Raw genomic sequence first — 23194 nt, forward strand, 5'->3', positions numbered from 1 at the left:
CCAGAGCTGGTTTTTATTGATTTTATGTGTAGACAATTAAGGTTGACAATTAATCTGCTGCTTGCCGATTCTAGCCAAGATATTCTTGCAAGTCCACCTATAAAACCCGCATTGTAGGAAGGCGGGCACAGGCCGTCCGCGTGGCGGTACGCCTCAGTTCTGTTTATACTCACCCTTTCCCCACTTTGGCAGACCGCTCATGCAAGCAAAGCACACCCAGCAAGGCCAACGCTTCGAAGGCTCCGACAGCTATGTCGCCACCGCCGACCTGAAACTGGCCGTGAACGCGGCGCTGACTCTGCAGCGCCCGCTGCTGATCAAGGGCGAACCGGGCACGGGCAAGACCATGCTGGCCGAGGAAGTGGCAGCCGCGCTGAACATGCCGCTGATGCAATGGCATATCAAATCGACCACCAAGGCGCAGCAGGGCCTGTACGAATACGACGCCGTTTCGCGCCTGCGCGATTCGCAACTGGGCGACGAGCGCGTGCGCGACATCCAGAACTACATCGTCAAGGGCGTGCTGTGGCAGGCGTTTACGGCGCCCGAACCGGTGGTGCTCTTGATCGATGAAATCGACAAGGCCGACATCGAATTTCCGAACGACCTGCTGCGCGAACTGGACCGCATGGAATTCTATGTCTACGAAACGCGCGAAATGGTTACGGCGCGCCATCGTCCGCTGGTCATCATCACCTCGAACAACGAGAAGGAATTGCCGGACGCCTTCTTGCGCCGCTGCTTCTTCCATTACATCAAATTCCCGGACAAGGACACGATGGAACAGATCGTCGCCGTCCACTATCCACACCTGAAACAGGAATTGCTGGCGCAGGCGCTGCAAACCTTCTATGAAGTGCGCGACGTGCCGGGCCTGAAGAAAAAACCGTCGACGTCGGAATTCCTCGACTGGCTCAAGCTCCTGCTGGCCGAAGACATCCCGGCCGAGGCGCTGCGCAGCAAGGACAACAAGGCTGTCGTGCCGCCGCTGCACGGGGCACTGCTGAAAAACGAGCAGGACGTGCACCTGTTCGAGCGCCTGATGTTCATGTCGCGCACCAACCGCTAAGGAGCGCCGGTGAACGACATCAGCCCGGACAAGGTCTTCGTGCCCCTGGAACTGCACGGTATCCGCCTCGAAACGCTGGCGCCGCACCACGCGGCTGGCCTGCGCGCGGCGGCCACGGATGGCGAGCTATGGAATCTGCGCGTCACCTCCGTACCCGAACCGGACCAGGTGGATCAGTACATTTTCAAGGGCATCGAGATGCGCCCGGCGCGCTTCGCCTTTGCCGTCGTCGACGCGGCCAGCGGCGAGGTGCTTGGCACCACCAGCTACCACGACGTGATACCAAGTATTGGCCGCCTGGAAATCGGCTACACCTGGTACGCGAAGCGCTGCCGGCGCAGCCACGTCAACACCACCTGCAAATTGCTGCTGCTGGCGCACGCCTTCGACACCCTCGGCTGCGCGCTGGTGGGTTTTCGCACCGATAACTTCAACCATGCCTCGCAGGCTGCCATCGAACGCCTGGGCGCGAAGAAGGATGGCGTGCTGCGCCACCATGCGCAGCGCCGCGACGGCACCGTGCGCGACACGGTCATGTACAGCATCACGCGCGGCGAGTGGCCGGAAATTGCCGCCCATTTGCGTTACAAGCTGGCGCAGCGCCCCATCGCCGCGCTGCCTTGCGCAGGAGGCGCAGGCACAGAGGAAGCGCCATGCTGATCGATTTTTTCTTCACGCTCAAGGATGCGAAGATTCCCGTCTCGATCAAGGAGTTTTTGACGCTACTTGAGGCGCTGCAAAAGAACGTCATCGACGCCTCGATGGACGATTTTTACTATCTGTCGCGCCTGACCCTGGTCAAGGATGAAGCGCATTTCGACAAGTTCGACCGCGCGTTTGCCCAGTACTTCAAGGGTGTCAACGCGGCCTTCGAGACGAACGCGGCGATTCCCCTCGACTGGCTGCTCAAGCGCATGCAGCGCGAGCTGTCCGACGAGCAGAAGGAGCAACTGGAAAAATTCGGCTACGACAAGCTGATGGACCGCCTGAACGAGCTGCTGAAGGAGCAGAAGGAGCGCCACGAGGGCGGCAGCAAGTGGATCGGCACGGGCGGCACGTCACCGTTCGGCAATGGCGGCACGAATCCGGAAGGCATCCGCATCGGCGGCAAGGGCGGCAACCGCACGGCGGTGAAAGTGTGGGAAGCGCGCAGTTACAAGGATTACGACGGCGAGCGCGAACTGGGCACGCGCAACATCAAGGTGGCGCTGCGCCGCCTGCGCAAATTCGCGCGCGAAGGCGCGGAAGACGAATTGGCCCTGGACGCCACCATCGCCGCCACGGCCAACAACGCGGGCTACCTCGACATCCGGATGCGGCCCGAGCGCAAGAACCGCATCAAGGTACTGATGCTGCTCGACGTGGGCGGCAGCATGGACGACCATATCGAGCGCACCGAGGAACTGTTTTCGGCGGCGAAGACGGAATTCAAGAACATGGAGTTCTTTTACTTCCATAACTGCGTCTACGACTACCTGTGGAAGAACAACCGGCGCCGCAACGCCGAGCGTTTCCCCACCTGGGACGTGCTGCGCAAGTACCCGCCCGACACCAAGCTGATTTTTGTCGGCGACGCCACCATGAGCCCCTATGAAATCCTGCAGCCGGGCGGCAGCGTCGAATACAACAACGAGGAAGCGGGATCGACGTGGCTGGCGCGCTTTACCCAGGCGTTCCCGAAATTCATCTGGCTCAATCCGGAAGCAGAAGGCCTGTGGCAATACCGCCAGTCGATTGGCGTGATGCGGCAATTGATGAACAACCGTATGTTCCCCCTGTCCATCGACGGGCTGGAACGGGGCATGCGTCTGCTCAGTAAATAACAGCACGCAACAAAAAGTCCATGGCGGCAGGGGGCCGCCATGCCGTACACTGCGACACGACACTACCGTGCGGAGCATCTCCGCTGCGGGCGGGTACCATACGCTGATACCAGCCCTGCCCTAACCTGCTGCATCCTGTGCGCGGCCGCCATGGCCGCGACACTGTTCGATTGCGCACATCGTGCGCGCCTTCTGCTCCGGTAGAATCGGCGCATCGCTCTGCGCAAACTATGCACCATCGCTGCACCACGACATTACCGCGCCAGCCCCCGTGCTGCCGGCGGGTGCCAGCGCTATTTCAAAGGAATGAGCATGCAAAGTCTGATCTCGATCGCCGCCGACCTGTCCTGGCCGTTCGCCATTACCCTGGCCTGGGTGGTGGGTGAATTCGGCCACCGCTGGACAGGCCTGCCGCGCATCAGTTTTTACGGCGTGATCGGTTTCATCCTCGCGCAGACGCAGGTGGGCATCCTGCCGCAGACGGACGCCGGGCCCATGCTGGTGCTGGCCGACGTGGCCTTCGGCCTGATCCTGTTCGAGGTAGGCTACCGCATCAACCTGCGCTGGCTGAAGAACAACCCATGGATCGCCGTCACGGGCCTGGTCGAATCCCTGCTGACCTTTGCCGTCGTCTACTTCATCGGCATCGAATTCGGCAGCACCTCGATGACGGCGCTGCTGCTGGCGTCCCTGGCCATGTCCACCTCGCCGGCCACCATCATGCGCGTCATCAACGAAGAACGCAGCTCGGGCCAGGTGACGGAACGCATCGTCCACCTGACGGCGCTCAACTGCGTGCTGGCCGTCTTCACGTTCAACATCATCGTCGGCTTCTGGATGTTCCAGAGCTCCACCGACCTGATCGAAGCGAGCAGCAGCAGCGCCGCCGTGCTGGCCGCCTCCGTGGCCGCCGGCACCGTCTTTGGCATCGTCGTGCCGGCCATGCTGCGCCGCCTGGGCAATATGGCGCAGGATGCCACCGTCGCGTTTGCACTGTCGGTGATGCTGCTCGTCGCCCTGACTTACACCACCAGCCTGTCGCCGCTGCTGGCCACCCTGACGTTTGGCCTGGTGGCGCGCCACCGCCGCGTGGCCTTCAGCCAGGCGCAGCGCAATTTCGGCGCGCTGGGCGAACTGCTGACGGTACTACTGTTCGTGTATGCCGCATCGACCCTGGAATGGGCCAGCGTAACGGCCGGCGCGGGCCTGGCCCTGGCCGTCGTCGGCGGGCGATTGCTGACCAAAGTTGTCGGCGTGGCCGCGTTTTCGCATGTGAGCGGCATTTCCTGGCGCAAGGGCGTGCTGACGGGCGTGGCCCTGACGCCCGTCTCCGTCTTCATCATTCTGCTGCTGGAACACGCGCGCCAGCACGGCGTGAACTTCGGCGACGAATTGAACGCCCTGGCCGCCGTCACCCTGGGCCTGGAACTGGTCGGCCCCGTGCTGGTGCAGCGCGTACTGATGCTGGCAAAAGAAACCCACGAAATCAAGGAGCGCTAAATGCCGCTGGAACCCTTTGGCCAATCGGCCGCGCTGACCTTCGGCGTCGAACTCGAACTGCAACTGGTGAACCTGTCGGACTATGACCTGACGGCGGCCAGCCCCGACCTGCTGCATCTGCTGAATAAAAAACCGTTCCCCGGCAACGTCACGCCGGAAATCACCGAGAGCATGATCGAGATTAACTCGAGCGTGCACACGCATCACGGCCCCCTGCTGGAGCAATTGCAGGAAATCCGCGACACCCTGATCACGGCCGGCGACAAGCTCAATATCGGCATCGCGGGCGGCGGCACGCACCCGTTCCAGCAATGGTCGTCGCAAAAGATCTTTTCCAAGCCCCGCTTCCAGGAGATTTCGGAACTGTACGGCTACCTGGCCAAGCAGTTCACCATCTTCGGCCAGCACGTGCACATCGGCTGCGCCTCGGGCGACGACGCCATGTTCCTGCTGCATTCGCTGAACCGCTACATCCCCCACTTCATCGCCCTGTCGGCTTCCTCGCCCTACGTGCAGGGACGCGACACCCTGTTCGATTCGGCGCGCCTGAACTCCGTGTTCGCCTTCCCCATGAGCGGGCGCGCGCCGTTTACACTGAGCTGGGAACAGTTCTCCAACGAGTACTTCGCCAAGATGGAGAACACGGGCATCATCAAGAGCATGAAGGACTTTTACTGGGACATCCGTCCCAAGCCGGAGTTTGGCACCATCGAACTGCGCGTGTGCGACACGCCCCTGACGGTGGAGCGGGCCGCTGCGTTGGCCGCCTACCTGCAGGCGCTATGCCGCTACCTGCTCGAACGCCGCGAAACGCCGCCCGTGGAAGACGATTACCTCGTGTATAACTACAACCGCTTCCAGGCTTGCCGCTTCGGCCTCGATGGTGCCATCACGCATCCGAAAACCTACGAAACGATGTCGCTGCGCGAAGACATCATGACCACCCTGCGCAAGATGGAGCCGCACGCCGAGGCTCTGGGCAGCACGCCGGCCCTGAAACACCTGTCGGACGTGGCCAAGCAGTGGAGCGATGCGCAATACCTGCGCAAGCAGCACAGCCTGCAGGGCAGCGCCGAGGGCATGGTCGACTCGGCGATCCGCTGCTTCCGTGGTGAGCCCATGAATTATTGAGGATACCTGGCCAAACCTGCTGCGCGTCAGTATAGGCGGCCTGCGATGCTCATCGTACTAAAAGTACGGTTGCGCTTCTCGACCACCTCTCCCTTCCGCTCGCGACGGTTTTGCCAGTCATCGTGACTTTTACCCCAACAACGCAACCCAAAAAACCACACCCCATTCCCCCGTCATTTACAGCATCCGCCCCCGCTTGTTACAATAATTGAGAATGATTCTTATTATTGTTTAAAAACACCAGTCCAGCCGGACCGGCCATGCAAGGGGAACGCGATGCCGCTGGCAAAGCCGCTACAACGCCAGGACATCGCGACACTGTACGCCGACCACCACGGTTGGCTGCAGGGCTGGCTGCGCAAAAAACTCGGCAGCACAGCTTGCGCGGCCGATGTGGCGCAGGACACTTTCATGCGCCTGCTCGACCGCGAGGAAGCCGTCGCCGCGCGCGAGCCGCGCGCCTATCTCGCTACCGTGGCGCAGCGCGTGCTGTTCAACCATTACCGCCGCCAGAAGCTGGAACAGGCTTACCTCGACGTGCTGGCGCAACTGCCGTCCCCGCATGCGCCATCGCCCGAGGAACGGGCGCTGCTGCTGTCCACGCTGTTTGAACTCGACCGCATGCTCGACGGCTTGCCGCCTCCCGTCAAACGGGCTTTTTTACTACGTCAGATCGACGAGCTGCCGCAGGATGATATCGCGCGCCGGCTCGGCATCTCGCTGGCCACGGTGAAACGCCATCTGCAGCGCGCCGGCAACGCCACGCAAGCGTGGCAGCAGCTGCAAACGCAGCACGAGCATCTGCCGCCCGCCATGCACGCGAGCCTGCTGCGCGCCTGCGCGCAAGCGAATGCGCCACGCCGCCATGCCGTCAAGACCCTGGCCCTGCTGCTGACCTGCGGCGCCTCGCTGTATGCGTTTGAACGCCGCAGCCCATGGCGCGGCTGGACGGCCGACTACCGCACCGGCGTCAACCAGCGCCGCGTCGTGACCTTGAACGATGGCACGCAGCTCACGCTCAACACCAGCAGCGCCGTCAATATCGCTTACGACGGCGCACAGCGCCGTATTGAATTGCTGGCGGGAGAAATCTTCATCGCCACCGGCAAGGATGGGGCACAACGTCCCTTCTTCGTCGACACGCCGCACGGCAGCCTGCAGGCGCTGGGTACGCGTTTCACCGTGCGCCTGCACGAGCAATACGCCAGCGCCGGCGTGCTCGAAGGGGCCGTCGCCGTGCTGGCCGGCGATGGCGCACAGCGCCTGGTGCTGCGTCCCGGCGAAGGTGCGCATTTCGACGGCACGGGTGTGCACCGCCAGGCGCTGGCGCCCTATGGCGGCGCCTGGCTCAATGGCATGCTGGTGGCGCGCGACATGCGCCTGGCCGATTTCCTCGCCGAGCTGTCGCGCTACAGCGACCATCCGCTGGCCTGCGCGCCGGCCAGCGCCGGCTTGCGCGTGTCCGGCTCCTACCCGCTGACCGACATCAATGCCATCCTCGACGCCGTCAGCGCCAGCCTGCGGCTGCGGCGCAATACCGTCACGCGCTTCTGGGGCCATCAGGTGGTGCGCATCGAACTGGCGGCACGCTGAAAAATATTTTCTGCAAAGTGAGCTGTTTCGCCGTGCTCGCGTGACTTGGTAGACAGGTAGTCTCCATCTTGCGCATCCACGAAAGGTTACATTCTATGCACCACGCTTCGCGTTCCCTCCTTACCCGCACCGTCCTGGCCTGCGCCCTGTCGCAGATCGGCATGGCCCTGGCCCTGCCGGCGACAGCGCAGGCACAAACCCGGCAAGTGCGCGCCTACAGCATCCCCGCAGGTTCCTTGGGCGACGTGCTGACGCGCTTCGGCAGCGACAGCGCCATCCTGCTGTCGTTCTCCAGCGAGGCCACGCAAGGCTTGCGCAGCACCGGGCTGCAAGGCAGCTACAGTCTGCAGGAGGGTTTCCGCGTGCTGCTGGCGGGCAGCGACCTGCAAGCCGTGCCGCAATCGAATGGCGGCTACCTGCTGCAGAAGATCCCCGCCGGCGCGAACACCCCCTCGGCGGACAGCCGCGGCGTGGCCGTCATGAGCGGCGTCACCGTGGTGGCGGCAGCAGAACGCAGTGCCGCCACTAGCGGCACCGGCAGCTATACGGGCGGCCCCGCCAGCGGTGCCACGGGCCTGGCCCTGACGCAACGCGAAACGCCGCAGTCGCTGACCATCGTCACGCGCCAGCAGATGGATGACCAGAACAGCAACGCCGTTTCCGACGTCATGAAGAACGTCAATGGCGTGAGCGTGCAAAACTACGACAGCGACCGCTGGAGCTTCCAGGCCCGCGGCGTTGCCGTCACCAATTTCCAGTATGACGGCGTGTCGGCCATCTATGACGGCGTCTACGACTGGGGCACGACGAACAGCGACATGGCCATCTACGACCGCATCGAAGTACTGAAGGGCGCGACGGGCCTGATGAGCGGCTCGGGCGACCCGTCGGCCACCGTCAATATGGTGCGCAAGCGCCCCACCGCCAACATTGAGGGCTCGGCAACCCTGGGCGCGGGATCGTGGGACAACTACCGTGGCGAAGCCGATATCTCCGGCCCCCTGGACGACAGCCGCACGGTGCGCGGCCGCCTGGTGGGCGCCTACCAGGACAAACACTCCTACCTGGACCGCTATACGCAGCAGAAATCAGTCGCCTACGGCATCATCGAGGCAGACCTGACACCCATCACCCTGCTGACGGCCGGCTTCACGCACCAGGATTACAAACCGCGCGGCTCGACCTGGACAGGTTTCCCTGTTCTGCTTTCCGACGGCACCCGCACGGATTTCCCCACTTCGTGGAATCCGGCCACCGACTGGAGCCGCCGCGACATGCAGAACACCACGCTGTTCACGTCGCTGGAACATACGTTCGCCAACGAGTGGAAACTGAAATTGAGCGCCAACCAGTTGCGCAGCAAACATGACAGCGTGCTCGGTTCGGCCAGCGGCGGCAATCCACGCCCCGACACAGGCGCAGGTACCTTTTTCTTCATGGGCAAATACAAGGGCGACCGCCGCCAGACCACCGTCAACGCCGACGCCAGCGGACCGTTTACGGCTTTTGGCCGCCAGCATGAAGCGATGTTCGGCTATTCCACCTCGACGGCAAAGCAGGATGGCCCCGTCTACGAATCGGTCTATCCGCCCCTCGATGGCAGCTATTTCGACTGGCGCGGCCAGTATGCGGAACCGGCCTTCAAGCGCCTGGGTAACGACAACGACCGTACGCGCCAGAGCGGCCTGTATGGCGCTGTGCGCCTGCATCCCGTCGATGCGCTGTCCGTCATCGTCGGCGCGCGCGTGAGCAACTACAAGCAGGAACAGGACCGCAGCTTCTTCGACCCCAAGACTGCGCGCATCACCTCGCGCATCGAGGAAAACAAGGTCATCACGCCATATGCGGGCGTCGTGTATGACCTCGACAAGACATATTCCGTGTTCGGCAGCTACACGAGCATCTTCGCGCCGCAGAGCAACCGCGACGTGAACCGCAACTTTCTGTCGCCCGTGCGCGGCAAGGGTTTTGAAGCGGGCGTGAAGGCAGAATATTTGGATGGCAAGGTCAATGCCAGCGCGTCCCTGTTCCAGATCCGTCAAAGCAATGTGGCCAGCTCTGTGGGCGAAGTCAACGGCGAAGAAGCGTATAAAGCCATCGACGGCGTCACCAGCCCCGGCGTGGAAATGGAAGTGACGGGCGAAGTGGCCAAGGATGTGAAGCTGAGCGCCGGCTACACCTACACCCACGTGCGCGACGCGGATGGCAAGGACGTGTTTTCCACCATGCTGCAAACGACGCAGCCTGCCCACCTGGTGCGCGTGCAAGGCACGTGGCGCCTGCCGGCCAGCCTGGACAAGGTCACCGTCGGTGGCGGCATCAACTGGCAAAGCAGCTACTACGGCAATATCTGGAATCCCGCCATCGAGGATTATTCACGCATCAAGCAGGGCAGCTACGCGCTGGTCAACCTGATGGCGCGCTACGAGATCAGCAAGAACGTCACGGCCAGCGTCAACGTGAACAACCTGCTGGACAAGAAGTACTTCACGGGACTGGGCCTGTTCCAGACGGGCTTCTACGGCGAACCGCGCAATGTGATGTTCACCGTGCGCACGAAGTTCTAACGCGAAGTTCTCACTATGCGCCGTACAGCGCCAGCGCCCAGGCTGGCGGGCGCAACTCCAGCGCCAACGGCAGGTAAGCGGGATCGAAGCGCGCCGCCAGCAGGTATACATTGGCGGCGCCCTTGGTCTCCCAATTCCCCGTAAAGCCCTTTTCACCGGCGGCCACGCGCTTGCGGTCGAAGGGCACGGCGCTCTTGGCGAATTCCTCGTGCGTCTTTCTGCCCTGCGCATACGGCGCCAGCCAGGCCAGCGCCTCGGCCAGGCGCCGCGCTTCCGGCGCGCCATACCAGTCGTCGCCATGCGCCTGCGCCATCAGGGCCGTCGCCAGCAGCGGCTCCAGGCTGTAGGTGGTGTAGTGCAGGGCATCGCGCTGCTCGAAGTCGAAGGGCACGCCGCCAGCGCCGATATTGCGCGGCACGTGCGCCAGGAAGCGCTCCTTCGCGCGCGCGATCAGCAAGGCGTCGCCCGTGACATACGCGGCGGCGGTGCCGATCTTGATGCGGTGACTATGCCAGTTGTTGCGCGCCGTGGACGGACCGCCCACCTTGATGGGATCGCTCAAATACCCTTGCGCCAGAGTGCGGCAAAACGCCTGCACCTGCTCGCGCTCGACGCCGCTCAAGCGCTCCTGTACCAGGTCAAAACCCATCAGCAGGCTGGCCAGCTCCGTCTCGTCGACGGGACTGAACGATGGCTTATAAGCGCCGCTCCAGGCCAGCAGCAACTGACGCGCTGCCTCGAAATGCGCCAGCTCGCCCGACAATCTCCAGGCCAGCGCCTGCAAGCGCGCCTGGCGCCAGTCTTCCTGCGCCTGCTGACTGGTCTCGCGCCCCCCTTCTCCCTTCAGCAAGCCGCCCGTGCGCACTTCGGCCATCAGGTGCACGGGCCGCGCCGCATCCTTGCGCGCCGCCTTGACTACCTGTTCGGCAATGGCAGGCGCCACCCGCACCTTGAGCGTGCGCACGCGCACGGCGGACGTCAGCGCAAACGGCAGCAAGCTATCACGCGGGTGCGGCGCGGCGCGCAAGCCAGCCAGGGGCAGCGCCAGCAGACCGGCCAGCAGGGTGCGCCGGCGCGTCAGGTGCGCGCTCAAAACCGCGTCTCCCGCGCCGCGCGCAAAAAGTTATCGAGGATGGGCGTGCAATCGAGCAGTTCGACGCCGCCCGCCGAATGGAATTCCGGGTGCCACTGCAAGCCCATGACAAAGCGCGCCCGCTGGTAGCGGATGGCTTCGACGATATTATCCCCTTGCGAATACGCTTCCACGGTGACGTCGCGTCCCAGGTCCTTGACCGACTGGTGGTGGATGGAATTGACGAGCGCCTCGCCCGCCTTCGGGAACATGCCGGCCAGCGACGAGCCTTTCGGGAAGACGATGCTGTGGCGGTGGCGGTCATACAGGTCGTTGACGTGCGAGGTGGCGCCTTCCACGTCCGAGGCGATGTCCTGGTACAGGGTGCCGCCAAAGCCCACGTTGATGAGTTGGCAACCGCGGCATATGCCCAGCACGGGCTTGCCCGCGTCGACGAATTCGTGCAGCAGTTCCAGTTCGTACAGGTCGCGCGCGCGGTCGCCGCTCCATTCCGGCCGCGTGGCCGCCTCGGAATAGGTCTGCGGCGAGACGTCGGCGCCGCCCTGCAACACCAGGCCGTCCAGGTGGCGCGCATAGTGGCGCAAGGTGATATTGCTCGGATGTAGCTGGCCACTGGTATTGACCGTCGGGATCATGAATACCAGTACGTCGCGCGACATGACCCACTGCGCGATCGACTCTTCCAGGTATTGCAGGTTCTTGCTGCGCAGGCCAGTAGCGCCAGGTTCGGGGTGGAAAATGCGCGCCGAGATGCCGATGCGCAGGGTGCGCCGCATGAAATCGCGGCTGGCCTTGTCGCGCATGGAGCGGTAGCGCGACGAGATCACCCGCCAGGCCAGCGCCAGCGGCGTGTCGTTATCCTTCAGGTAGCGCGGTGCAGCATCGCGCGCACGCTGGTCGTCGTCGGGCGCCCTGCCGACCCGGTCGGGCCGCGCTGGCGTTGCAGGATCGGTGGAAGGGGGATGCTGGGGATCTTTTTCGTCTGACATGGCAAGGCTGACTGAAAGCGGAGACGTTTTCAATATAAACCCCTGCCTCCCAAAGCACGATTCAATTTTGTAACAAAAGCACATGCGCGGCGCATCCGCGCAACACGCCGGCGGTAAAACTGCATACAGTCCGCATACAGTCCGTTTACACCGAAGGCCCCGCTTTTTAGAGAATCTTTACGCCCCCGCTGCTAATCTTGAACGTACCTCAACCACCGCTGCAAAGCCACCATGGAACCCCATTCACGCCTGCAAACGCATCAAGCGCATCAAGCACTGCCCCACCGCCATCCCCGCCTGCCCACTTTCCTCATGCATATCACGGTCGACAAGTCCTGCCTGGCCGAGCTGCGCCAGCTGGTCGTCAGGACCTGCGGCGGCATGCTGTCGTTCATGCGCGTCGAGGCGGTCGACCACGCCGAGCGCATGAAGGTATGGCTGTGCGTGACGGAGCCGGCCCTGCGCCTGACCATGGATGCCGTCATGCGCCTGCTGCCGGCGGCGGAATTTGGCCGCATCAGCCAGGGGAAATCGCTATGAACCAGTATGCCTGCGACCACGCGATGTCTTCAATGCGCATCACCGCGCACTTCCAGGGCATCTGGGTGCCGATGGTCACGCCGTTTCGCGACGGCGAACTCGATCTCGACGCGGCCCAGCAGCTGGCCTGCGAGCTGGCCGCCAGCGGCGTCGATGGCCTGGTGGTATGCGGCACCACGGGCGAAGCGGCCATGCTGAGCGCCGCGGAACACACCATGCTGCTCGATAGCGTGCTCGAAGCCATCGGTCCCCGCTTCCCCGTCGTGATGGGTATCGGTGGCAGCGATACGCGCAGCGTCGTCGCCACGGTGCAACGCTATCACGACCATCCGCTGGCCGGCCTGCTGATCTCGGCACCGTCCTATGTACGCCCTTCGCAGGACGGCATCGTGCGCCACTTCGAGGCCATCGCCGCCGCCACCGACCAGTCCATCGTGCTGTACAACGTGCCGGCACGCACGGGCGTCAATATCGAACCGCAGACGGCGGCGCTGCTGGCGCGCGACTCGCACTTCGTCGCCATCAAGGAAGCGGGTGGCAAGCTGCAGCAACTGGGCGAACTGCTGCTCGACACGCGCCTGGATGTGCTGTGCGGCGACGATGCGCTGCTGCTGGCCAGCCTGTCCATGGGCGGCCACGGCGCCATGTCGGCCGCCGCCCAAGTACGCCCCGACCTGTATGCGCAGCTGTACCACCTGGTCAAGCAGGGCCGCCACGGCGCCGCCGGCGCCTTGTTCAAGACCATGCTGCCCGTCATCCGACTGCTGTTTGCCGAACCCAATCCTGGCCCCGTGAAGGCGGCGCTGGCCATGCAGGGCAAGGTGCGCGACGAGCTGCGCCTGCCGATGACGCCGATGTCGTCCGCCGGTCGGGACAAGCTGGCCGAAGCACTGGAGCCATTGATGCAGCTGCCCGTATGGGCAGTCAGCGACAGGGACGCGCCGCGTGAAGGCTGTTTGCTGCAGCTGGTCTCCGCCTCCAACCTCATGCCAGCCGTGCGCCAAGATGATCATCGCCATCACGGATGAACGCGGGGGAATGGAGAAATCCATCCTGGCCGGGCGGCTGGCCGCCTCGCGCGCGCTGGCCGGACGCAAGGTATTGCTGCTCGATGCCGATCCGCGCCAGGGAGCCATGGCGCAGGCGAGGAACATGCACGACGGCGCCATGCATGGCAGCCCGACGCGGCCGCGCCTGATGGCGCGCGCCATCAGCGCCAAGGGTTTGCAGCCGGAGCTGGAACACCTGGTGAACTGCTACCACGACATCGTCATCGACAGCGAAGGCCGCGACTCCATGGCCAGCCGTTCGGCCCTGATCGCCGCGCGCGTGCTGGTGGTGCCGCTGGACGGCGTCGTAGACGGCGCCGCGCAGGCTGGCCTGGCGCGCCGCATCGCGCACGCGCGCAGCGTCAATCCGGACCTGCGCGTCCTGCTGGCAACAGACACGCAAGCGGCGCCGGCCCATGCCCTGGCCGCACAGATTCCGGCCGCCCGCGTGGTCAGCCTGGGACAGCTGTATTGCGCCGTTTTTAACCTGCCCACTTAGCTCTGCACGCAAAAAAGGCGGCGCATGCGCCGCCTCTCCTCTCAGTCAACTCAGTCAATTAAAACGTCTTGCTGACCGTCAGTTGCAGCGCCGTCTTGCCCATGAATTTACCGTTCACGGGCGACGCATAGGCCGACTTGTCCGCGTTCGTGCCGATCACGGCCAGCGCGCCCGTCACGACGCCGAAGTCGCGCGTGACGCCCACTTTCCAGTCCGTATAGCTCGATGCATCATTGTTCTTGACCTTCTGGTGGCCCGCATGCAGGTTGCCGGTCCAGCCGTTCGTCAGGTCGATATTCGCGCCGATGTCCAGGTAGCCGCTGTTCTTGCTGTTGACGATGCCAAACAAGTTGGAGACGGCATGCGAATACTTGATATAGGCGGGACCATACGACAGCTGGCCGTAGACTTCCTGCGTATCCGCGTCGGCCAGGCCGGCGATGTGCTTCAAGCCGTTGTCCGCATACACATATGCCAGCACGCCCACGTCATAGCCGATATCGGCCGTCAACTGGCCGCGCTTGCCCGCATACAGGTCCACTTCCACGTCGCCGCTGCCACCCGCATCCTTGGTCCACTTGATGGTGGAGGCCCAGGCGCCCACATACAGGCCGGTGGGATTGTTGACGTAGTCGACGCCGCCCTGCAGCGCGGGTTTCAAGCGCGTTTGCGAAATGCCGCGATAACGGTAGTCGGACACGCCGGCCACGTTGAAGCTGACTTCATTGTCGGGCTTGGCCTCTTCCGCGTGGGCCAGGCTGCCCGTAAAGGCGGTGGCGACGGCAAGTGCAAGTAGCATTTTATTCATGGTTTTTTCTTCTTCATGGGTGGTATGGGCCTTTGCCAACATGGCGCAGCTGGCCCGCCGCTGCAAAAATTTGGGTAAAGCGTCCCCCCGGCGCGCGCAGCGCCCGTTTTCCAACAGGGGATAACAGCCGTTTAGAGGGGCAGCAGCAAGCGGTAGCCGACGGCCGTTTCCGTCAGCAGGTACTGCGGCTGGGCCGGATCGGCTTCCAGCTTCTGGCGCAGATGGCCCATGTAGATGCGCAGGTAGTGGCCATTTTCGCTGTTCGACGGCCCCCAAACCTCGCGCAGCAGCTGCGGATTGGTGACCACCCTGCCCGCGTTCTTCACGAGCACCGAGAGCAAGCGAAATTCCGTCGGCGTCATGTGCACCAATTGCTTGTTGCGCGTCACCAGGCGGTCCTTCAGGTCGACCCGCACGTCGCCAAACTGCACCACGCCATCATCGCTGGCGGCGGGCTGGCGCTGGCGGCGCAGGGTGGCCCGTACGCGGGCCAGCAGCTCACCCACGCCGAACGGCTTGGTCAGGTAATCGTCGGCGCCCGCGTCCAGCGCGCGTATCTTGTCCTCTTCGTCGACCCGCGCCGACAGCACGATGATGGGCACGGCCGACCATTTGCGGATGTCGGCGATGAAGTCGATGCCATCTCCGTCAGGCAGGCCCAGGTCCAGCACGATCAGGTCGGGCCGGCGCGTGCCGGCATCGATCAGGCCCCGCTGCATGGTGGCGGACTCGAAAATCTGCCAGCCCTCGTCTTCCAGCGCGGCGCGCACGAAGCGGCGGATTTGCGGTTCATCCTCGACCAGCAAGGCGGTGGCGGAAGGTTCGTTCATGATGGTTTTCCTGTTTCATAGTCGTTGGCGTCATCGAGTTCGATCTCTGGCGGCGCAGGGGGCGTGCCCAGCGGCAGGCTGAACACGATGGCAGCGCCCTGTCCCGGCGTGTGCGGCTGCGCGTGGATGGTGCCGCCGTGGGCTTCGACGATGGCGCGGCAAATGGCCAGTCCCAGCCCGACGCCCGGCTTGTTCGATTCGCGCTCGCCGCGCGTGAATTTTTCAAAGATGGCTTCTTCGCGGCCGGGCGGCAGGCCCGGGCCATCGTCAAACACCCTCACCTGCAGGAACTGGCCGTGTACCCCGGCCGCGACCGTGATGGTGCTGCCGGGCGGCGTGTACTTGGCTGCGTTTTCCAGCAGGTTGCACAGCACGCGCTCGATCAGCACGGCGTCGTAGCGCACCAGCGGCAAATCCGGCGCCAGCTGCGTCTGCACGGCATGCTGCTGCAATTGCGGGCCGCTGGCGCGCAGCGCGCTGCCCACCACTTCTTCCAGCGCCTGCCATTGCAGGTTCAGGCGCACCTGCCCGCTTTCGATGCGCGCCATGTCCAGCAAGTTCGCCACCAAGGCGCTCATGCGCACGGTTTCGGACTGCAGCGAGCGCGCCATGTCCAGCTGCGAGGGCGACAACGCAGGCCTGGACAGGGCCAGCGATTCGGCCAGGCCCACCAGCGACGTCAATGGCGTGCGCAAGTCATGCGACAGGGCCGCCAGCAGCGAATTGCGCAGCCGTTCGGACTCCATCTGCAGCAACGCACCCTGGGCCACGTCGATGTAGTGCACGCGCTCGAGGGCGATGGCCGCCAGGGCGGCAAAGGTATCGAGGTGCTGGCGCTGTTCCGGCACCAGCAGCCAGCGCCCGCGGTCCGTGCCATCGAGTGGCAACAGCGCCAGCACGCCCCGCGTGCGCATCGGCGCGATCAGCGGCAGGTAGAAAATGGGCGAAGCCGGCAAGGTATCTGTTCCCGTCCCCGCCGCCTGCGCATGGTCGAAGGCCCACTGCGCGATGCCCACGTCCAGCGGCTCACCGCCGTTCGGGGTCTGCAGGCTGCCCTCGTCATCAGGCAACAGCAAGGTGGCGCGCGCGCGGAAAGCCCGCTCGATGGCGCTTTTCGTGATGTCGAAAATCTGCTCCGTCTGCAGCACGCCGGACAATTCACGCGAAAACTCGTACAGGGCACGGGCACGCGCTTCACGGTGCGAGGCAACGCGCGCCTGGAAGCGCAGGCCGGCCGTCAGGTGGCCCGTGATCAGGCCCACGGCCAGCATCACGCCAAAGGTAATCACATACTGGAAATCGCCCACGGCAAACGAGAAGCGCGGCGGCACGAAGATGAAATCGAAGCAGGCCACGCCTACCAGACTGGCCAGCGCCGCCGGCCCGCGTCCCAGGCGCACGGCCACCAGGACCACCGTCAGCAGCGACAGCATGGCGATATTGGCCAGGTCCAGATAGGGTTGCAAGGGGACCGAGGCGAGGGCCGTGCCCAGGCTGGCGCCAGCGGCCAACAGGTAACGCCAATGGCGCGATGGCCGGCGCGGTGCCTCAGCGTCTTCGCCAGTCGCGCGCCGGGGTGTCGCATCGGCAGCTGGCAAGCCGACCTCGATCAGGTCGATATCGGGCGCCAGACTGGCCATGCGCACGGCGGGCGGCGCATGCCACAGGCGCGCCAATGCGCCAGCGCGGCCACGGCCCACGATGACTTTCGAGATATTCGCGCTGCGCGCATACTCGACCACGGCGCCGGCGATGTCGGCGGACGGCACAATGGCCGTGCGTGCGCCCAGGTCCTGCGCCAGTTTCAGCGTTTTCAGGATGCGTTCGCGCTCGCGCGCCGGCAGGCGCTGCAGGCGCGGCGTTTCCACATACAGCGCGTGCCATTCGGCGTTCAGCTGGCTGGCCAGGCGCGCCGTGCTGCGGATCACGTGCTCGCCACCTGCGTACGGTCCCACGCAGGCGAGCAGCGCTGCGCCCGTCTTCCACACGGGATTGATGGATTTCTCGACGCGGTAAGCCTGCACGTCGTCCTGCACCCGGTCCGCCGTGCGGCGCAAGGCCAGTTCGCGCAGGGCGATCAGGTTACCCTTGCGGAAAAAATGCTGGGATGCCCGCTCGGCCTGCTGCGGTTGGTATACCTTGCCTTGCTTCAGGCGGCGCAACAGTTCATCGGCCGGAATATCGACCAGCACCACTTCATCGGCGCGGTCGAATACCGTGTCGGGCAGGGTTTCGGCCACGCGCACGCCGGTGATCCCGCCCACCACGTCGTTCAGGCTTTCCAGGTGCTGCACATTCACGGTCGACAGCACGTCGATGCCGGCCGCCAGCAATTCCTCGACATCCTGCCAGCGCTTCGGATGGCGCGAACCGGCCACGTTCGAATGGGCCAGTTCATCCATCAGTATCAGCGGCGGCGCGCGCCGCAGCGCTTCGTCCAGGTCGAACTCGAACAGGGTCTTGCCCCGGTATTCGATGGCCTTCAGGGGGAGCAGCGGCAAACCCTCAAGTTGGGCGGCCGTATCCTGGCGCCCATGCGTCTCCACCACGCCCACCAGCAAGTCCTGGCCATCGGCCAGCAGTTTGCGGGCGGCCGCCAGCATCGCATAGGTCTTGCCGACGCCGGCCGAAGCGCCGAAGTAAATGCGCAGCCGGCCGCGCGCGGCTTTCTTTTCCTGCGCCTGTACTTGCGCCAGCAGGGCATCAGGGTCGGGGCGTTGGCTGTCGTTGGGGAGCATGGGCATCTTTTAATTGTCGATTAGCCCAAGAACAAGGGCTGGGGTCAGACCCGACGGGTCTGACCCCGATATCATCTTACTTCGCGGCCGCATCGAGCGCCAGATTCAGTTCCAGCACATTCACCCGTGGTTCGCCGAAAAAGCCGATATACGCGGTCTTCTGCACCTTGGCGATGGCGTTTTCCACCTGCGCCAGCGGCACTGCGCGCACGCGGGCGACGCGCGGCGCCTGATACAAGGCTGCCGCCAGGCTGATTTCCGGGTCCAGGCCACTGCTCGACGCCGTCACCAGGTCAACGGGAATGGCGCGCGTATTGCCGGGGTCAGCTTCCTTCAGGGCGGCGATGCGCGCCTTGACGGCGTCCACCAGGGCCGGATTGGTCGGTCCCTGGTTCGAGCCGCCCGAACCGGCGCCGTTATTCGCCATCGGCGCGGTGGCCGATGGCCGGCCCCAGAAATACTTGGGCGAGGTAAAGGACTGGCCGATCAGGGTGGACCCGACAGGCTTGCCACCACGCTCGACGATGCTGCCGTTGACTTCATCGTTGAAGGCCAGCTGCCCGATGCCGGCCGTGGCAAACGGATAGACGACACCGCAGATCACGGTCAGCGCGGCAAACAGGACCAGGGCGGGACGTACGATAGTGCTCATGATGGTTCCTTTAGACTAAATTGAGTGCGGACAGCAGCATGTCGATCAGCTTGATCCCGATGAAGGGCAGGATGATGCCGCCCAGGCCGTAGATCAGCAGATTGCGGCGCAACAGGCTGGCCGCGCCGATGGCCCGGTATTGCACGCCCTTCAGGGCCAGCGGGATCAGCACGACGATGATCAAGGCATTGAAGATCACGGCCGACATGATGGCCGATGCCGGGCTGGCCAGGTGCATGATGTCGAGCGCCTTCAGTTGCGGATAGGTGCCCACGAAGGCGGCCGGGATGATGGCGAAGTACTTGGCGATGTCGTTCGAAATCGAGAACGTCGTCAGCGAACCGCGCGTCATCAGCATCTGCTTGCCGATTTCAACGATTTCCAGCAGCTTGGTCGGGTTCGAGTCCAGGTCGACCATATTGCCCGCCTCTTTTGCCGCCTGCGTGCCCGAGTTCATGGCCACGGCCACGTCGGCCTGCGCCAGCGCGGGGGCATCATTGGTGCCGTCGCCCGTCATGGCCACCAGGCGGCCTTCGGACTGGTAGCTGCGAATCAGCTTGAGCTTGTCTTCCGGCGTCGCTTCGGCAAGAAAATCGTCCACGCCCGCCTCGGCGGCGATGGCCGCAGCCGTCAGCTTGTTGTCACCCGTGATCATGACGGTCTTGATGCCCATGCGGCGCAATTCCGCAAAACGCTCCTTGATGCCGCCCTTGACGATATCCTTCAGTTCCACGACACCCATGACGCGGCCGTCGTCGACCACCACCAGCGGCGTACTGCCACGGCGCGCAATATCGTCGACGGCGCGCGACACCTCGACCGGATACGGCTGGCCCAGCGCTTCCACATACTTTTTCATGGAATCGGCCGCACCCTTGCGCAGCTGGCGCACTTGCTGTTCGCCCGGAATATCCACGCCGCTCATGCGCGTTTGCGCCGTGAAGGGCACGAAGGTGGCGTGCAGGCTGACCATCTCGCGTTCGCGGATATTGAACTTCTGCTTGGCCAGCACAACGATGCTGCGCCCTTCCGGCGTTTCATCGGCCAGCGAGGCCAGTTGCGCCGCGTCGGCCAGCTGCTGCTCCGTCACGCCGGGAGCCGGCACGAAACTTGACGCCTGGCGGTTGCCCAGGGTGATGGTGCCCGTTTTATCGAGCAGCAGCACGTCCACGTCGCCCGCCGCTTCCACGGCACGGCCCGAGGTGGCGATCACATTGGCTTGCATCATGCGGCTCATGCCGGCCACGCCGATGGCCGACAGCAGGCCGCCGATGGTCGTCGGAATCAGACACACCAGCAGCGCGATCAGCACGGTGATCGTCACCGGCGTGCCACTGCCGGCCGCCGCCACGGAAAACAGCGAATACGGCAGCAAGGTCACGGTGACGATCAGGAAGACGATGGACAGGGCCACCAGCAGGATCGTCAGGGCGATCTCATTCGGCGTCTTCTGGCGCTTGGCGCCTTCGACCATGGCGATCATGCGGTCGATGAAGGCTTCACCGGGGTTGACGGAAACGCGCACCAGCAACCAGTCCGACAGCACGCGGGTGCCGCCCGTCACGGCGGAGAAGTCGCCGCCCGATTCGCGGATGACGGGCGCCGATTCGCCCGTGATGGCGCTCTCGTCGACGGAGGCCACGCCGGCCGTCACTTCGCCATCGGCAGGAATGACGTCACCCGCCTCGACCAGCACCGTCATGCCCTTGCGCAGGTCGGTCGCCGGCGTGGGCAGCCAGGAGGTGCCGTACTTCGGCGTTTGCATTTTCTTTGCCATCACCGTCTGCTTCAGGGCGCGCAGGGAGGCCGCCTGGGCCTTGCTGCGCCCTTCGGCCAGCGCTTCGGCGAAGTTCGCAAACAGCACGGTAAACCACAGCCACACGGCGACGGACAGGATGAAGCCAAACGGCGCCTCGCCCTGGCCATTGAGCGCCTGGATGGCCAGCAAGGTCGTGATGATGCTGCCGACATAGACGACGAACATCACGGGGCTGCGCCACTGCGTGCGGGGGTCGAGTTTTTTGAACGCATCGACGATGGCAGGGCCAATCAATGCGGAATCGAACAAGGTCAGGCTTGTGCGTGACATGGTAGCCTCTTATTTTGTAAAAAGTTGCAGGTGTTCGACGATCGGGCCCAGGGCCAGCGCGGGAACGTAATTGAGCACGCCGACCAGCACCACCACGCCGATCAGCAAGCCGATGAACATGGGGCCGTGCGTGGGCATGGTGCCGGCATTGGCCGACAGGCGCTGCTTGGCCGCCAGCGAACCGGCCACTGCCAGCACGGGCACGATCACGCCGAAACGGCCGAACCACATGGCGATCGCCAGCATCACGTTGTAGAACGGCGTGTTGGCGGACAGCCCGGCAAACGCGCTGCCGTTGTTGTTGGCCGCCGACGTGAAGGCGTACAAGATCTCCGAGAAGCCATGCGCGCCGGGATTGGCCACGCCGATCTTGCCCGGTTCGACCATCACGGCGATCGCCGTGCCCGTCAATACCAGGGCTGGCGTGACCAGGATGGCCAGCGACACCATCTTCATTTCATAGGCCTGGATTTTCTTGCCCAGGTATTCAGGCGTGCGCCCTATCATCAGGCCGGCGATGAAGACAGCCAGGATGGCAAACATCAGCATGCCGTACAGGCCCGTGCCCACGCCGCCGAAAATCACTTCGCCGAATTGCATCAGCAGCAGCGGCACCATGCCGCCCAGGGGCATATAGGAATCGTGCATGGAATTGACGGCGCCGCACGATGCCGCCGTCGTCACCGCCGCGAACAGAGTCGATGAGCTGATGCCGAAGCGCGTTTCCTTGCCTTCCATATTGCCGCCCGATTGCAGGCTGCTGGCCTGCTGATCCACGCCCAGGGCTTGCAAGGCAGGATTGGCTTGCTGCTCGGCGCTCATCACGCCGGCCGTCATGACGACAAAGATCAGGGTCATCGCGGCCAGCACGGCCCAGCCCTGGCGCATGTCGCCCACCATGCTGCCGAACGTGAAGCACAAGCCGGCGGGAATGATGAAAATGGCCAGCATCTGCAGGAAGTTCGACAGCACCGTGGGATTTTCGTACGGATGCGCGGAATTGGCATTGAAGAAGCCGCCGCCATTCGTTCCCAGCAGCTTGATCGATTCCTGCGACGCGACGGGGCCCATGGCGATCGTCTGCGTGGTCGCCACTTGCGCTTCCATTACGGGTTTACCGGCGGCGTCCAGCACAGGCCGGCCGTCGGCCGTCATTTTCGGCGTTTCATACGCCACGTGGTCGAGCAGCGTCACTTCCTTGTAGGCGGAAAAATTCTGGATCATGCCTTCGCCCATGAAGACGACGGACAGGGCCAAGGACAGCGGCAGCAGGATGTACAGGGTCGAGCGCACCAGGTCGACCCAGAAGTTGCCGATCGATTTACCCGAGCGCGAGGCGAAGCCGCGCACCAGCGCGAAGATCACGGCGATGCCGGTGGCCGCCGAAAAGAAATTCTGGCATGCCATGCCCAGCATCTGGGTCAGGTAGCTCATGGTCTGCTCGCCGCCGTAGCCCTGCCAGTTGGTATTGGCGACGAAGCTGACGGTGGTATTGAACGAGGAATCGGGGCTGACGGCGCCCAGTCCCTGTGGATTGAGGGGCAAGAAGCCCTGCAGGCGCTGCAGGCCGTACACAAAGACGGCGCCCACGGTATTGAAGACGATCAGGGCGATGGCGTAGCTTTTCCAGCCCATGGCCTTGTCGGCAGGAAGGCCGGACCAGCGGTACAGCAGGTTTTCCAGCTTTTGCAGCCAGCCCAGGCCGCGCACGGGGCCATCGCCAGCCACCTTGGCCATGTACAGGCCCAGCGGATAGCCGGCGACCAGCAGTACGGCCAGGAAGGCCACCAGCAGTAATATCGATTGCGTCGTCATCACAGTTCCTCCGCCTTCAACAGCGCCACCAGCAGGTACACGAGCAGGCCAGCCGAGACCACGGCGCCCAGCACATAAAACGCGTTCATTTGACGCTCCCTAATTTGTCGCAGGCGACGGCAAAGCCGACCACCACGACGAAAAAAACGGCAATCAAGCCGAGATACACGATATCCATTCCCACCCTCATTCAGGTTTGTTTTGATAGTGAGCAGATTAGCCAAAAGGGTCTAAAAAATTCGTAAAGACTGGGGAAGCAGCTGTAAACAAGATGTAAAAACAGGGGCTTTACCGCATAAAATCGTCCACAATTGGCGCAAAACCACGCGCGCAGCGCACTGTTGTTGCCCTGGAGTAGCGCTATTGCTCGCTGGACAAGATAGAATGCGCGAGCGTCCGCACAAGGACG

The 23194-nt window shown here is 63.8% G+C and carries 19 protein-coding genes and 1 pseudogene; 11 read left to right on the forward strand and 9 right to left on the reverse strand.

Annotated features, from left to right (window positions below; all coding sequences use genetic code 11):
* Positions 1-199 precede the first annotated feature (199 nt).
* The 8 genes and pseudogenes from ACQ4W0_RS00260 to ACQ4W0_RS00295 all read left to right on the forward strand — a co-directional run bounded on the left by ACQ4W0_RS00260 (position 200) and on the right by ACQ4W0_RS00295 (position 9683).
* The gene (locus ACQ4W0_RS00260) at positions 200-1069 is read left to right on the forward strand and encodes an AAA family ATPase (RefSeq protein WP_436574959.1); all 870 of its coding nucleotides are present in this window, start codon (positions 200-202) and stop codon (positions 1067-1069) included.
* A 9-nt stretch (positions 1070-1078) separates the two neighbouring features.
* Positions 1079-1729: a GNAT family N-acetyltransferase gene (locus tag ACQ4W0_RS00265; protein ID WP_436574960.1), complete on the forward strand. Its 651-nt coding sequence runs from the start codon at positions 1079-1081 to the stop codon at positions 1727-1729.
* Entirely contained in the window at positions 1723-2892 is a 1170-nt protein-coding gene (locus ACQ4W0_RS00270) for a vWA domain-containing protein (protein WP_436574961.1), read from the forward strand. The genes ACQ4W0_RS00265 and ACQ4W0_RS00270 overlap by 7 nt, the downstream gene beginning before the upstream one ends.
* Before the next feature lie 312 nt (positions 2893-3204).
* Complete coding sequence (locus ACQ4W0_RS00275; RefSeq protein WP_436574962.1) at positions 3205-4392, forward strand: cation:proton antiporter; 1188 nt, start codon at positions 3205-3207, stop codon at positions 4390-4392.
* On the forward strand, positions 4393-5523 hold the full coding sequence (locus ACQ4W0_RS00280) for a YbdK family carboxylate-amine ligase (protein ID WP_426053587.1): 1131 nt from the start codon (positions 4393-4395) through the stop codon (positions 5521-5523). It begins immediately after the preceding gene.
* A gap of 276 nt (positions 5524-5799) precedes the next feature.
* Positions 5800-6279: pseudogene (locus ACQ4W0_RS00285) on the forward strand (sigma-70 family RNA polymerase sigma factor); the annotation flags it as partial.
* A 57-nt stretch (positions 6280-6336) separates the two neighbouring features.
* Positions 6337-7116: a FecR family protein gene (locus ACQ4W0_RS00290; protein ID WP_436575382.1), complete on the forward strand. Its 780-nt coding sequence runs from the start codon at positions 6337-6339 to the stop codon at positions 7114-7116.
* Between the two features lie 95 nt (positions 7117-7211).
* Complete coding sequence (locus tag ACQ4W0_RS00295) at positions 7212-9683, forward strand: TonB-dependent siderophore receptor (protein WP_436574963.1); 2472 nt, start codon at positions 7212-7214, stop codon at positions 9681-9683.
* 13 nt (positions 9684-9696) lie between these two features.
* On the opposite strand, the gene ACQ4W0_RS00300 is transcribed toward ACQ4W0_RS00295, so the two are convergent.
* Together ACQ4W0_RS00300 and ACQ4W0_RS00305 are read right to left on the reverse strand one after the other, a co-directional pair.
* Positions 9697-10776 (reverse strand): alginate lyase family protein, encoded by a 1080-nt coding sequence (locus ACQ4W0_RS00300; protein WP_436574964.1) that lies wholly within the window; start codon positions 10774-10776, stop codon positions 9697-9699.
* Positions 10773-11765 (reverse strand): gamma-glutamyl-gamma-aminobutyrate hydrolase family protein, encoded by a 993-nt coding sequence (locus tag ACQ4W0_RS00305; RefSeq protein ID WP_436574965.1) that lies wholly within the window; start codon positions 11763-11765, stop codon positions 10773-10775. Before ACQ4W0_RS00305 ends, ACQ4W0_RS00300 begins: the two co-directional genes overlap by 4 nt.
* Before the next feature lie 231 nt (positions 11766-11996).
* Between ACQ4W0_RS00305 and ACQ4W0_RS00310 the strand changes: the two genes are divergently transcribed.
* Genes ACQ4W0_RS00310 through ACQ4W0_RS00320 form a run of 3 tightly spaced genes read left to right on the forward strand, consistent with a single transcriptional unit; the run spans position 11997 to position 13853 of the window.
* Entirely contained in the window at positions 11997-12305 is a 309-nt protein-coding gene (locus ACQ4W0_RS00310) for a hypothetical protein (RefSeq protein ID WP_243136064.1), read from the forward strand.
* Positions 12302-13333 (forward strand): 4-hydroxy-tetrahydrodipicolinate synthase, encoded by a 1032-nt coding sequence (gene dapA / locus ACQ4W0_RS00315; protein ID WP_436574966.1) that lies wholly within the window; start codon positions 12302-12304, stop codon positions 13331-13333. The genes ACQ4W0_RS00310 and dapA overlap by 4 nt, the downstream gene beginning before the upstream one ends.
* A 10-nt stretch (positions 13334-13343) precedes the next feature.
* Positions 13344-13853: a P-loop NTPase family protein gene (locus ACQ4W0_RS00320; RefSeq protein ID WP_436574967.1), complete on the forward strand. Its 510-nt coding sequence runs from the start codon at positions 13344-13346 to the stop codon at positions 13851-13853.
* 58 nt (positions 13854-13911) lie between these two features.
* On the opposite strand, the gene ACQ4W0_RS00325 is transcribed toward ACQ4W0_RS00320, so the two are convergent.
* From ACQ4W0_RS00325 to kdpF, 7 genes are all read right to left on the reverse strand, one after another.
* Complete coding sequence (locus tag ACQ4W0_RS00325) at positions 13912-14661, reverse strand: TorF family putative porin (RefSeq protein ID WP_436574968.1); 750 nt, start codon at positions 14659-14661, stop codon at positions 13912-13914.
* Between the two features lie 131 nt (positions 14662-14792).
* On the reverse strand, positions 14793-15491 hold the full coding sequence (gene kdpE, locus ACQ4W0_RS00330; RefSeq protein WP_071075474.1) for a two-component system response regulator KdpE: 699 nt from the start codon (positions 15489-15491) through the stop codon (positions 14793-14795).
* Complete coding sequence (locus ACQ4W0_RS00335; protein WP_436574969.1) at positions 15488-18229, reverse strand: DUF4118 domain-containing protein; 2742 nt, start codon at positions 18227-18229, stop codon at positions 15488-15490. The genes kdpE and ACQ4W0_RS00335 overlap by 4 nt, the downstream gene beginning before the upstream one ends.
* A 76-nt stretch (positions 18230-18305) precedes the next feature.
* Positions 18306-18881: a potassium-transporting ATPase subunit KdpC gene (gene kdpC, locus ACQ4W0_RS00340; protein WP_436574970.1), complete on the reverse strand. Its 576-nt coding sequence runs from the start codon at positions 18879-18881 to the stop codon at positions 18306-18308.
* A 10-nt stretch (positions 18882-18891) separates the two neighbouring features.
* Positions 18892-20970, reverse strand: a complete 2079-nt coding sequence (kdpB, locus tag ACQ4W0_RS00345; RefSeq protein ID WP_436574971.1) for a potassium-transporting ATPase subunit KdpB — start codon at positions 20968-20970, stop codon at positions 18892-18894.
* 9 nt (positions 20971-20979) lie between these two features.
* On the reverse strand, positions 20980-22785 hold the full coding sequence (gene kdpA, locus ACQ4W0_RS00350) for a potassium-transporting ATPase subunit KdpA (protein WP_436574972.1): 1806 nt from the start codon (positions 22783-22785) through the stop codon (positions 20980-20982).
* On the reverse strand, positions 22785-22874 hold the full coding sequence (gene kdpF / locus ACQ4W0_RS00355; protein WP_034746483.1) for a K(+)-transporting ATPase subunit F: 90 nt from the start codon (positions 22872-22874) through the stop codon (positions 22785-22787). The genes kdpA and kdpF overlap by 1 nt, the downstream gene beginning before the upstream one ends.
* Positions 22875-23194: the final 320 nt, after the last annotated feature.

It is taken from the genome of Janthinobacterium breve (genome assembly GCF_051380895.1).
Classification (GTDB): domain Bacteria; phylum Pseudomonadota; class Gammaproteobacteria; order Burkholderiales; family Burkholderiaceae_D; genus Janthinobacterium.